This window comes from Rhizobium sp. WSM1274 (genome assembly GCF_025200775.1).
Classification (GTDB): domain Bacteria; phylum Pseudomonadota; class Alphaproteobacteria; order Rhizobiales; family Rhizobiaceae; genus Rhizobium; species Rhizobium leguminosarum_I.
In genome coordinates this window covers 234,349-245,322 of record NZ_CP104140.1, presented here as the reverse complement: position 1 = coordinate 245,322, position 10,974 = coordinate 234,349, and the positions used below count along the sequence as shown (strand labels likewise).

The 10,974-nt window shown below is 62.2% G+C and carries 10 protein-coding genes; 2 read left to right on the top strand and 8 right to left on the bottom strand.

Features of this window, described 5'->3' with window-relative positions:
* Positions 1 to 35 precede the first annotated feature (35 nt).
* A complete protein-coding gene (locus N2600_RS30920) occupies positions 36 to 794 on the top strand; it encodes a fumarylacetoacetate hydrolase family protein (RefSeq protein WP_260299511.1) in 759 nt (252 codons plus the stop codon).
* Positions 795 to 813: 19 nt separating this feature from the next.
* Here the strand turns inward: N2600_RS30920 and mmsB are convergent, their stop codons facing one another.
* The 7 genes from mmsB to N2600_RS30885 form a co-directional block, all read right to left on the bottom strand.
* Complete coding sequence (gene mmsB, locus N2600_RS30915; protein ID WP_260299510.1) at positions 814 to 1,695, bottom strand: 3-hydroxyisobutyrate dehydrogenase; 882 nt, start codon at positions 1,693 to 1,695, stop codon at positions 814 to 816.
* A 9-nt stretch (positions 1,696 to 1,704) separates the two neighbouring features.
* Positions 1,705 to 3,300, bottom strand: a complete 1,596-nt coding sequence (locus N2600_RS30910; RefSeq protein WP_260299509.1) for a GMC family oxidoreductase — start codon at positions 3,298 to 3,300, stop codon at positions 1,705 to 1,707.
* 133 nt (positions 3,301 to 3,433) lie between these two features.
* Positions 3,434 to 4,423 carry a branched-chain amino acid ABC transporter permease gene (locus N2600_RS30905; RefSeq protein ID WP_260299508.1) on the bottom strand — a complete coding sequence of 330 codons (990 nt, stop codon included), beginning with the start codon at positions 4,421 to 4,423 and terminating at the stop codon, positions 3,434 to 3,436.
* Position 4,424: 1 nt separating this feature from the next.
* The gene (locus tag N2600_RS30900) at positions 4,425 to 5,312 is read right to left on the bottom strand and encodes a branched-chain amino acid ABC transporter permease (protein WP_003553893.1); all 888 of its coding nucleotides are present in this window, start codon (positions 5,310 to 5,312) and stop codon (positions 4,425 to 4,427) included.
* A gap of 4 nt (positions 5,313 to 5,316) precedes the next feature.
* Positions 5,317 to 6,018 (bottom strand): ABC transporter ATP-binding protein, encoded by a 702-nt coding sequence (locus tag N2600_RS30895; RefSeq protein WP_260299507.1) that lies wholly within the window; start codon positions 6,016 to 6,018, stop codon positions 5,317 to 5,319.
* Positions 6,018 to 6,800, bottom strand: a complete 783-nt coding sequence (locus N2600_RS30890; protein ID WP_170279523.1) for an ABC transporter ATP-binding protein — start codon at positions 6,798 to 6,800, stop codon at positions 6,018 to 6,020. The genes N2600_RS30895 and N2600_RS30890 overlap by 1 nt, the downstream gene beginning before the upstream one ends.
* A 5-nt stretch (positions 6,801 to 6,805) precedes the next feature.
* The gene (locus N2600_RS30885; protein ID WP_170279524.1) at positions 6,806 to 8,011 is read right to left on the bottom strand and encodes an ABC transporter substrate-binding protein; all 1,206 of its coding nucleotides are present in this window, start codon (positions 8,009 to 8,011) and stop codon (positions 6,806 to 6,808) included.
* A 175-nt stretch (positions 8,012 to 8,186) separates the two neighbouring features.
* On the opposite strand from N2600_RS30885, the gene N2600_RS30880 reads away from it, so the two are divergent.
* On the top strand, positions 8,187 to 9,140 hold the full coding sequence (locus N2600_RS30880; protein ID WP_170279525.1) for a LysR family transcriptional regulator: 954 nt from the start codon (positions 8,187 to 8,189) through the stop codon (positions 9,138 to 9,140).
* A gap of 145 nt (positions 9,141 to 9,285) precedes the next feature.
* Here N2600_RS30880 and N2600_RS30875 read toward each other — a convergent pair whose 3' ends face one another.
* Positions 9,286 to 10,959 carry an IS66 family transposase gene (locus tag N2600_RS30875; RefSeq protein ID WP_260299506.1) on the bottom strand — a complete coding sequence of 558 codons (1,674 nt, stop codon included), beginning with the start codon at positions 10,957 to 10,959 and terminating at the stop codon, positions 9,286 to 9,288.
* Positions 10,960 to 10,974 lie beyond the last annotated feature (15 nt).

Below are 10,974 nucleotides of genomic sequence, written 5' to 3'. Positions count from 1 at the left end.
GTGTGGCACCTCGAAAATCAGGTCGAGGAGATAGCATGACAGAGACATTCGATCCGCGCGCGCTTGCAGCCGGGCTTCACAGCCTGCGACAGGCCGGCCGTCAGGAGGCAACGGACACTTTCGCGCTGCCAGCCGATCTCCATCAGGCGATGGAGGCGCAGAATTTGCTCACTGCTGCAGACCATATTTCGAGCAATGCCTGGAAAGTGACGGTCTCGCCGCAGGGCCAGGCGGTCACCGGCCCCCTGCATCCCTATGCCGAAGCCGTCTCAGGCGCCGACATTCCCTGGTATCCGGGCCTGAAATTCGAAACCGAGATCGCCGTCCGTCTTGGCAGGGATCTGGCGATCCGCACAGGTGCTCCCTACAGCCGCGCCGAAGTGGTCGAGGCGATCTCCGCTGTCTATCTCGGCGCTGAACTGCTGGTGAGCGCCATCAGGGAAAGCGGCAGCGTTTCGTTTCTGCTGTTCGTCGCCGACCGGCTCGGCAATAGCGGCTATGTGCTCGGCCCGGAGGTCGAGAAAAGTGTCGTCGACACCGCCGGTGGCACGCCGCTCAAAGTCACTCATGCCGGCCGTACGATCTATGATGGCCCGGCGCAGCATCCGAAGGGCGATGTTCTCACCTGGCTCATCGATTACGCCAATGACGGTTTGCGCCCCGAGACATCGCTGAAGGTAGGCGCGCTTGTGACTACAGGCACGTTGAGCGGCGCGATCGAACTGACCGAACCCGGCGAGATCGACATCCTGCTCGGCAATAGCAGCCTCAGCTTCTCGGTGTCGAAGAGTTAATTCGGCGCGGCGGTGCAGCCTACGCCTTGTCGCGGAACATCTCGATGATGGCGGAAAAATCCCTTCCGCCATTGCCCTGCTTTTCGAAGAGCGCAAAAAGCTGTGCTGCTTCCGCGCCGAGCGGGGTGGAGGCGCCGCTCGCCAGGGCCGCCTCCTGCGAGAGCCTGAGATCCTTCAGCATCAGAGCAGCGGCAAAACCCGGTTTGTAGCCATTGTTCGCAGGCGAGTTCGGCACCGGTCCGGGCACCGGACAATAGGTATTGATCGACCAGCACTGGCCTGACGAGGTCGAGGCAACGTCAAACAATGCCTGATGCGAGAGCCCAAGTTTCTCGGCGAGCACGAAGGCTTCGCAGACGCCCACCATCGAGATACCGAGGATCATGTTGTTGCAGATCTTCGCCGCCTGGCCGGCGCCGGCCTCGCCGCAATGGACGATCTTCTTTCCCATGGCCTCGAGGATTGGTTTTGCCCTGGCGAAGGCGTCTTCCGTGCCGCCGGCCATGAAGGTCAGCGTGCCCGCGGTCGCCCCACCCGTGCCGCCGGAGACGGGAGCGTCGAGCGACAGGCAGCTGGCGGCCTTGGCCATTTCATGCGCCTTGCGGCTGCTTTCGACATCGATGGTCGAGCAATCGATGACCAGTGTGCCTGGCGCGGCGGACTGCAGGATATCGGTCCAGGTCGTCAGCACGTGCTTGCCCTGCGGCAGCATTGATATGACGATCTCCGCGTCTTTGACAGCCTGACTGGCATGGCTTGCCGGCTTGACGCCGCTCTCCTCGGCCGCCTTCAGCACCGAAGCCGCGAGGTCGAAGCCGAAAACCTCATGACCTGATTTGACCAGATTGGCGGCCATCGGCCCGCCCATGTTGCCGAGGCCGATGAATGCGATCTTTGCCATGGTCTTCTCCTATCGATTGTCTTCGAGGATCATCGCTGCCGCCTTTTCGGCGATCATGATGGTCGGCGAATTGGTGTTGCCCGAGGTGATCGACGGCATCACCGAGGCGTCGGCGATCCTGAGCTTGCCGAGCGCCCGGAATCTCAGCCTGGGATCGACGACGCTGTCCCTGTCGGCGCCCATGCGGCAGGTGCCGACGGGATGGAAGATCGTCGTGCTGATCTCGCCCGCCGCCCGTTCCAGATCGGCCTCCGTCTGATAGGCAGGCCCCGGCTTGAATTCCTCCGGCCTGAACCGCGCAAAGGAAGGCTGCGCGACGATCTTGCGCGTCAACCTTATTGAACGGACAGCTATGTCACGATCACGCTGCGTCGAGAGGTATTTAGGGCTGATCGTCGGCTGGGCGGCAAAATCCGGGCTCGAGAGGTGGACAGAACCGCGGCTTTCCGGCCTGAGGTTGCAGACGCTCGCGGTGATCGCCGGAAAAGGATGGACGGGATCGCCGAACTTTTCCAGCGAGACCGGCTGCACATGATATTGCAGGTCGGGCGTTTCCCGGTCCGGGCCCGATCGGGTGAAAATGCCGAGTTGGCTCGGCGCCATCGCCATCGGTCCGGAGCGACGGACGAGATATTCGAGCCCGATCGCCGCCTTGCCAATCAGCTTCGTCGCCTTCTCGTTCAGCGTCGGAACGCCCGTGACTTTGTAGGCCAGACGCAGTTGCAGATGGTCCTGCAGGTTCTCGCCAATGCCCTTGACCTCGGTGACGACATCGACGCCCGCCCGTTGGAGAACCTCGCCCCGGCCGATGCCCGACAGTTCCAGGATATGCGGCGAGCCGATCGAACCGGCCGAAAGGACGGTTTCTTTCGCGGCATAAGCGCGTTTTGCCACGCCCTGATGCTGGAACTCGACGCCGGCAACGGCGCCTTCCTCCACCAGCAGCCGCCGGACCTGCGCCTTGGTGAGCACGGTCAGGTTGGAGCGCTTCATTGCCGGGCGCAGGAAGGCCTTCGACGTGTTCCAGCGAATGCCGGAACGCTGGTTGACGTCGAAATAGCCGGAGCCCTCGTTGCTGCCGCGGTTGAAATCCGCGGTCTCCGGAATGCCGGCTTCCCTGGCAGCCTGCTGGAAGGCATCGAGCACGGCCCAGCGCACCCGCGCTTTCTCGATCCGCCATTCGCCGCCGGCACCATGCATCTCGTCTTCGCCGCGATAAAAATCCTCCGACTTGCGGAAGAATGGCAGAACATCGTCCCAGCCCCAGCCGCTGCAGCCCATCTGCCGCCAGAGGTCGTAGTCGCGCGCCTGACCGCGCATGTAGATCATGCCGTTGATCGACGAACAACCGCCGAGCACCTTGCCGCGCGGATAGCTCAGCGCCCGGCCGTTCAGCCCCGCTTCCGGCGCCGTGGTGAAGCACCAGTCGGTGCGCGGATTGTTGATGCAATAGAGATAACCGACTGGAATATGGATCCAGTGATAATTGTCGCTGCCGCCGGCTTCGAGCAGCAGTACCCGGCTCCTGCCATCGGCCGACAGCCGGTTGGCGAGCACGCAGCCGGCGCTGCCTGCCCCGATAATGATATAGTCGTAACGATCCATGCCCCGCACGAGACTCCAGATGCTTGCCGCTTTCCTCTCCCCGCAGCACGGGGAGAGGAAGAGTCGCAGCGTCGCCGCCCGTCTCTTTTCCGGGGAAAAGTAATTCTTCCCGGAAAGAGAGAGGTCCGCCCGTTCAGCGGCGATAGACGAAGCCCAGTTTCCGCCCCAGCCGAGAGGCGTAGAATTCACCGATGATCCCACGGCGGAAGATCAGCACGCAGACCATGAAGACGATGCCGGTGATGATCGTCACCGGGAATTCCGATGTAGCGAGGTAGTTTTCCAGCGCCACCACCAGCCCGGCGCCGAAGAGCGGACCGATCAGCGTGCCGATGCCGCCGAGCAGCGTCATCAGAATCACCTCGCCCGACATCTGCCAGGCGACGTCGGTCAGCGTTGCAAACTGGAAAACGATCGATTTCACCGCGCCCGCGAGCCCGGCAAGCGCTGCCGACATGACGAAGGCGCCGAGCTTGTAGCGCGCCACGGAATAGCCAAGCGAGATCGCCCGTTGCTCGTTCTCACGGATCGATTTCAGGATCATGCCGAAGGGTGAATTGATGAAGCGCCAGATGATCAGCACGCCGATGATGAACACGGCCAGCACGAAATAATACATGTTGGTCGAGCTGTTCAGATCGATAAAGCCGAAGAGATGACCGCGTGGCACCGACTGGATGCCGTCCTCGCCCTCGGTGAACTTCGCCTGCAGGCAGAAGAAGAAGAACATCTGCGACAGCGCCAGCGTGATCATCGCGAAATAGATGCCCTGCCGGCGGATGGCGAAGAAACCCATGACGAGCCCGAGAAACGCCGCCCCCGCCACGCCGATCAGGATGCCGAGTTCCGGCGGCAAGCCCCATGCCTTCACCGTATAGGCGGTGAAATAGGCAGCACCGCCGAAGAAGGTGGCGTGGCCGAAGGAAAGCAGGCCGGTATAGCCGAGCAGCAGGTTGAAGGCGCAGGCAAAGAGCGCAAAGCAGAGCAGCTTCATCAGGAAGATCGGATAGAAGAAAAACGGCGCCAGCAGCAGAAGCAGCAGCCCGGCCAGCAGGAAACCCGCCTGCACCGAAAGGGCGGTCCGGCTTTTTTCCGTTCGGATGGCGTCGGTGATGTCGGCCATGTCAAGCATCCCGTCCGAAGAGGCCCGCGGGCCTGATGAGAAGCACGATCGCCATGATGACGAAGATCACGATGTTCGACGCCTCGGGATAGAAGACCTTGGTGAGGCCCTCGGCGATGCCGAGCACATAACCGGTGATGATCGCGCCCATGATCGATCCCATGCCGCCGACGACGACGACGGCGAAAACGACGATGATCATATTCGAGCCCATCAGCGGCGAGACCTGGTAGATCGGCGCCGCCAGCACGCCGGCAAAGGCGGCGAGACCGGCGCCGAGCGCATAGGTGAGCGTCAACAGCACCGGCACGTTGACGCCGAAGACCTGCACCAAAACGGCATTTTCGGTGGCGGCCCTGAGATAGGCGCCGAGCTTGGTCTTTTCGATCAGCAGCCATGTGCCAAGGCAGACGACGAGCGAGACGACGACCACCCAGCCGCGATAGATCGGCAGGAACATGAAGCCGAGATTGGCCCCGCCGGCAAGGGCCGCCGGTGTCGCATAGGGCTGGCCGGAAGAGCCGTAGAGATAACGGAAGGTGCCCTCGACCGCGAGCGCCAGTCCGAAGGTGAAGAGCAGGCCGTAGAGCGGATCGAGATCATAGAGCCGCCGCAGGAACAGCCGCTCGATGATAGCGCCGGCAAGGCCGACGATAACGGGCGCCAGGATCAGTGACGGCCAGTAGCCGATGCCGGCATAGGTCAGCAGCAGGTAGGCGACGAAGGCGCCGAGCATATATTGCGCGCCATGGGCGAAGTTGATCACCCTAAGCAGGCCGAAGATGATGGCGAGGCCGAGGCTGAGCAGCGCGTAGAACGAGCCGTTGATCAGGCCGATCAGCAGCTGGCCGAGCAGCGCCTGCAGGGGAATGCCGAAGATCATCGTCATCTGGTCACACTCCCAGAACCTTGTGCAGCGTATCCATGCGCTGCGGCAGTTCACCGACCGGGAATTCCGACACCATCTGCCCATGATCCATCAGATAGAAGCGATCGGCAATACGGCTGGCGAAGCGGAAATTCTGCTCGACCAGCAGGATCGTCATGCCGCGCTCCTTCAGCGTCTTCAGCACCTCGCCGATGCGCTGGACGATCACGGGGGCAAGCCCCTCCGTCGGTTCGTCGAGAATGAGCAGCCTGACGCCGGTACGCAGGATCCGGGCGATCGCCAGCATCTGCTGCTCGCCGCCGGATAGTTTGGTGCCCGGGCTGCCGCGGCGCTCGTGGAGATTGGGGAAGAGCTCATAGATCTCGTCGAGCGTCATGCCGCCCGCTGCCACAACAGGCGGCAGCAGCAGGTTTTCCGAAACGGTCAGCGTCGAGAAGATGCCGCGTTCCTCCGGCACGAAGCCGATGCCCCGATGCGCCGTCTTGTGCAGCGGCACCTGCATCATATCGCTGCCGGCAAAGCTGATCTTGCCCTTGCGGGCCCTCACGATGCCGGTGATGGTGCGCAGCGTCGTCGTTTTACCGACGCCGTTGCGGCCGAGAATGGTGATCGTCTCGCCTTCGGCCACACGCATGTCGACGCCGTGCAGGACGTGGCTTTCGCCGTACCAGGCATTGAGCCCCTGGACTTCGAGGAGAGCGGCCATCAATGCTCCTCCGTGCCCATATAGGCCACGCGCACGCGCTCGTCCTGGCTGACGGTGGCATAGTCGCCCTCGGCGAGGATCTCGCCGCGCTGGAGCACGGTGACATGCTGGCAGATATTGGCGACGACGGAGAGATTGTGTTCGACCATCAGCACCGCCCGGTCGCGGGCGACGTCGCGTATGATCGACGAGACGACGCCGACATCCTCCTGCCCCATGCCGGCCATCGGCTCGTCGAGCAGCAGCACTTTCGGATCCAATGCCAGCGTGGTGGCGATCTCCAGAACGCGCTTGCGGCCATAGGAAAGATCGGCGGCGATGTGATCGCGCTCCTTGGACAGCCCGACGCTCGCCAGCAGTTCGTCGGCGCGCTCGTTCAGCCGGCCGAGCGCGGACAGCGGCTGCCAGAACTGCGTGGAAAGATTGTTCGGCCGCTGCAGCGCCACGCGGACATTGTCGAGAACGGTCAGGTGCGGAAAGACCGCCGAGATCTGGAAGGAGCGAACGAGCCCCATGCGCGCCACTCTGTCGGGCGGCGTCTTGGTGATGTCGGTGCCCATCAGCGTGATGGTGCCGGAGGTCGGCTGCAGGAACTTGGTCAGCAGGTTGAAGACCGTCGTCTTGCCGGCGCCGTTCGGGCCGATCAGTGCATGCACGCTCGCGTCATGCACGTCGAGATCGACGTTCTTGACGGCCGTGAAGCCACCGAAATCGCGGCGCAAGCCGCGGGCGGACAATACCACCCGCGGCTTTTCCTGAGTTTCAATTGCGGAGACCGCCATCGTGCTTACTTCACAAGATCGCAGCCGCTCTTGGCGGGATCGATATAGGCTTCCTTGCCGGGAATGGTGGCGAGAACGTTGAAGTAATCCCACGGCTCCTTGCTTTCGGCAGGCTTCTTGACCTGCAGCAGGTACATGTCGTGGATCATGCGGCCATTGGCGCCGACCGTGCCGCCGCGGCCGAAGACGTCGTCGACCGGCAGTTCATGCAGCTGCTTGGCGACGGCTTCCGTCTCGTCGGTGCCGGCCTTCTGCACCGCCTTCAGATATTGCGTCACTGCTGAATAGGTACCGGTGTGGATCATGTTCGGCATCTTGCCGGTGCGGGCGAAGAATTTCTTGGCGAAGGCGCGGCTTTCGTCGTCGCGGTTCCAGTAATAACCTTCCGTCAGCGTTAGCCCCTGCGCCGCATCGAGGCCGAGACCGTGGACTTCGGCCAATGTGAAGAGTAGTGCCGCCAGATGCTGGCCGCCTTGGGTGATGCCGAATTCGGCCGCCTGCTTGATGGCGTTCGAGGTGTCGAGGCCGGCATTGGCAAGGCCGATCACCTTGGCGCCGGACGATTGCGCCTGCAGCAGGAAGGACGAAAAGTCCTGGGTCGACAGTGGGTGGCGGACGGCGCCGACGACCTTGCCGCCACTCGCCTTGACGTAATCACTGGTCTGCTGCTCCAGCGAATAGCCGAAGGCATAGTCGGCAGTCAGGAAGAACCAGCTGTCGCCGCCCTGCTTGACGAGCGCGCCGCCGGTGCCGACAGCTAGCGCATGGGTGTCGTAGGCCCAATGGAATCCATAAGGCGAGCAGGCCTTGCCGGTGAGATCCGTAGTGGCCGCACCTGTGACGATGTCGATCTTCTTCTTCTCCTTGGCGATCGCCTGCACGGCGAGCGCCACCGACGAGGTCGTCAGTTCCATGATCGCATCCACCTGCTCGGTGTCGTACCACTGGCGGGCGATGTTGGAGGCTATATCCGGCTTGTTCTGGTGGTCGGCATCGACGATCTCGACCGGCACATCAAGCACCTTGCCGCCGAAATCTTCGACCGCCATCTTGGCGGCTTCGACAGAAGACTTGCCGCCGAAATCGGCATAGACACCCGACTGATCGTTCAGGATGCCGATCTTGACCTTGCCGTCGGTCGCGCTCTGCGCGAGTACCGCAGTGCTGCTCGCGAGCAGAAATGCAACTGATACAATGAAATTCTTACGCATATTCTCTCCTCCCAGAGATTGGCCAGATTGCGGATCTGTTCAGATTTGGCCAGCCGCACTCCTCAGAGCGGCGGACCCTGCCCTTACGATCACGGAAATTCCCCGTTGAAGCAACGGGTGGTTTACAACTAATTCCAAACAGTATCTGTTCGTTTTTGAACAGATGAGGATCGCGATGAACAATCCACCGCAGTTTACTTGGGACGATCTGCAGTTTTTTCTAGCCGTCGCCCGCACCGGACAGCTGTCGACCGCCGCCAGGCAACTGCGCTCCAGCCATGCCACCGTCTCGCGCCGCATCGACCGGCTGGAGTTCACCCTCAAGGTCAAGCTGTTCGAGCGCAATCCCCGCGGCTACGTGCTAACCGCCATGGGCACGCGCTTCGTCGAGACGGCCGAGAGGATGGAGCAGGAGACCGAACGGCTGCGCGCCGACCTCGCCGACGGCTCGATGGCGCAGCGCGGCCTTGTGCGGCTCAGCGCGCCGGAGGGTTTTGCCAATTTCTTCTTCGCAACCGTGCTGCCGCAGTTTGCCGCCCAGCATCCGCACCTGGCGCTGGAACTGGTGACGATCCAGCAGATCATGTCGCTGTCGCGCAAGGAGGCCGATCTTTCCGTCGTGCTCGACGAACCGAAGGGCGGGGCGTATTTCGCCGAGAAGCTGACGGATTACCACCTGCAGGTATACGGCTCGCGCGATTATCTGGCCAAGGCGCCTGACATCAACTCCCGCGAAGACCTGCTCAGCCATCCCTTCGTCAGCTATATCGAGGAAATGATCTTCGCGCCGGGCCTGGATTATCTGGGCGATGTGCACCCGCGCATCAAGCCGCAGTTCCAGAGCTCCAGCATCTTCGCGCAGCTGACTGCCACGAGAAACGGCCTCGGCCTCTGCATCCTGCCCTATTTCTTCGCCAGCCGTTATCCCGAACTCGTGCGCGTGCTGCCAGACGAGATCGACCTCAAGCGCCATTACTGGATCACCTGCCATCGCGACCTGAAACAGGCGCCCCGCGTGCGCGCCGTCATCGATTTCCTCCGTGAGGCGGTGCGCGGCGAGGATGCGCGCTTCGTCCCGCCCTATGTCACCGCCGCCGGCCCCGCGCGCCGGGCAAGAGCGGATGTTTAGATCAAGAGCGGATGTTTAGATCATGAGTGGCATGATGCCAGCTATTTCAGGAATTCGTAAGCGGGGCTGATTTGGTGGCCGTGCCGACACAATTAGCATGTCTGACCCAGAGCAGGGTGCTAGTTGCGCAAAGGATCGAGAGCGTTCAGGCGCGTGCTGCAACCATCGAGGCGAGGGGTGCCACAAGATGATCTTCGTCACCGATCCCCAGCCGATCGCCGAGATAGTGCCAGAACGACAGGCCGAGCTTTTGGCAGGTCTTCATCAGGCCGAGCATGCTGTCGCGCGCCTGCCGACCGTTGCGACTGACCGTGCCGCCGGAAATCTTTCGCTTGATGACAAGTCCGCGCAGATCTCTTTCCGACGCATTGGTGTGGAGCGGGGTTTCAGGCCGCTCCAGAACCCGCGGCAGTTCGGCCTTGCGGCGACCCAGTCGAAACAGCAGTTTGTCGAGGTCGCCATAACCGGTGCGCAGCGAAAAAATGCGATCGAACCGGGCCTGAAGGCCCCGGGCTACACGGGGATCAGGTCTTCGCCGATAGGCTTTCAGAGCCCTGTAAAAGTGCCAGACAAGCTCGCGCAGGGTTTCGACGTGTTTCACTTGGCCGGGCGTCGCCGGCATCAGCTTGTGCAGCAAACGCTCGGCGTGGACCCAGCACGGCGCATGGGTGCCGACGCGGAATTGTCCGGCATCGTCGGATACGATCACCGCATTGCCGACCAGACCATGATGGCGGATGGCGCCCCAGATGCCGGCCTCGGCAAACGGGCGGATTATGTCCTTGTCGAAGATGTCGATACCATTGGCGGCCAGATACTCGAGAAACGGAACCTGATTGGCAAACCGCTGCGGTTCACATGTCTTCAACCGCGCCAGAAGGGCGGGGTCCACCTGACGGTTTTCCAGAAGGGTGAAGGCGGCATCGTTGAGAACATAGTCCTGATAGTTGCCGCGCAGCAGGGCCAGAAAGTTCAGCCGCGACTTCGACGGCGTCGTGCGGAAGGCGGTGAAATGCTCGCCTCCGATCTGTGTCGTATGGAAATTGCGGTTGGCATGACGGGCGCCAGTGTCGTCGACCGTGACAAAGGGAGCCGAGACCAGGCCGGCATGCAGCACGGCGGCATCCTCGGCATGAAAGCCGTCCAGCCGCTCTGTCAAAAACCGGATGACCTGGCGTTTGGAAATCTCGACACCGACATCGTTCAGCAAGGTCGTCAATCGCTGCGTTGTGACCTGCCCATGGCTATGAAGCATCAGGCAGAAGCGACGCAGACTGGCGCCGTAGCCACCCTTTATCCCTGCTGGCAGCGGCGCAATGATCGTGCGTCCTTCCGGTGTCACCCAGCATTCGCGGCGATAGCGCACCACTTCGGCCCGCACGACCAGATCACGAACCATACAATCCTTGTAGCCTTTAAACCGCGATCCAGGTGGGGCTCTGGCAGGCAGCACCTCTTCGCGCGTGGCGCTCCTGGTGTCGCCCTTCGGCCCGCGATGCCGCGCAGGCTTTCGGCTGCCGGCAACCGTCTTGTCGCTCGTTGCCTGCTCCATACCCGAGGGTCTGAACGGTGGGCGTGGCGGCAGGTTTTTAAGTCGCGCAATCTCGTCGCGCAGAAGCTGGTTGTCGACCTTCAGCCGCGTGTTCTCGATCCTCAGCTGATCGTTTTCTTCTCGAAGCTTTCGGTTGTCAGCCTCGAGCGCCTCAATCCGGATCTCTGCCCGATCGGCCCGCTCCACCAGACCAGTCACGAGCTCGCGCAGCGCCTTCAGCGACAGCGTATCGGCATGCTCGGCCATGGGGAGGCGGCGCTTCGTCATAAAGGAAGTGAATCA

What these genes read in the sequence shown, in the direction of transcription:
- N2600_RS30920 (WP_260299511.1), top strand. Translation starts at nt 36, where the DNA reads ATGACAGAGACATTCGATCCGCGCGCGCTTGCAGCCGGGCTTCACAGC.
- mmsB (WP_260299510.1), bottom strand. Translation starts at nt 1,695, where the DNA reads ATGGCAAAGATCGCATTCATCGGCCTCGGCAACATGGGCGGGCCGATG.
- N2600_RS30910 (WP_260299509.1), bottom strand. Translation starts at nt 3,300, where the DNA reads ATGGATCGTTACGACTATATCATTATCGGGGCAGGCAGCGCCGGCTGC.
- N2600_RS30905 (WP_260299508.1), bottom strand. Translation starts at nt 4,423, where the DNA reads ATGGCCGACATCACCGACGCCATCCGAACGGAAAAAAGCCGGACCGCC.
- N2600_RS30900 (WP_003553893.1), bottom strand. Translation starts at nt 5,312, where the DNA reads ATGACGATGATCTTCGGCATTCCCCTGCAGGCGCTGCTCGGCCAGCTG.
- N2600_RS30895 (WP_260299507.1), bottom strand. Translation starts at nt 6,018, where the DNA reads ATGGCCGCTCTCCTCGAAGTCCAGGGGCTCAATGCCTGGTACGGCGAA.
- N2600_RS30890 (WP_170279523.1), bottom strand. Translation starts at nt 6,800, where the DNA reads ATGGCGGTCTCCGCAATTGAAACTCAGGAAAAGCCGCGGGTGGTATTG.
- N2600_RS30885 (WP_170279524.1), bottom strand. Translation starts at nt 8,011, where the DNA reads ATGCGTAAGAATTTCATTGTATCAGTTGCATTTCTGCTCGCGAGCAGC.
- N2600_RS30880 (WP_170279525.1), top strand. Translation starts at nt 8,187, where the DNA reads ATGAACAATCCACCGCAGTTTACTTGGGACGATCTGCAGTTTTTTCTA.
- N2600_RS30875 (WP_260299506.1), bottom strand. Translation starts at nt 10,959, where the DNA reads ATGACGAAGCGCCGCCTCCCCATGGCCGAGCATGCCGATACGCTGTCG.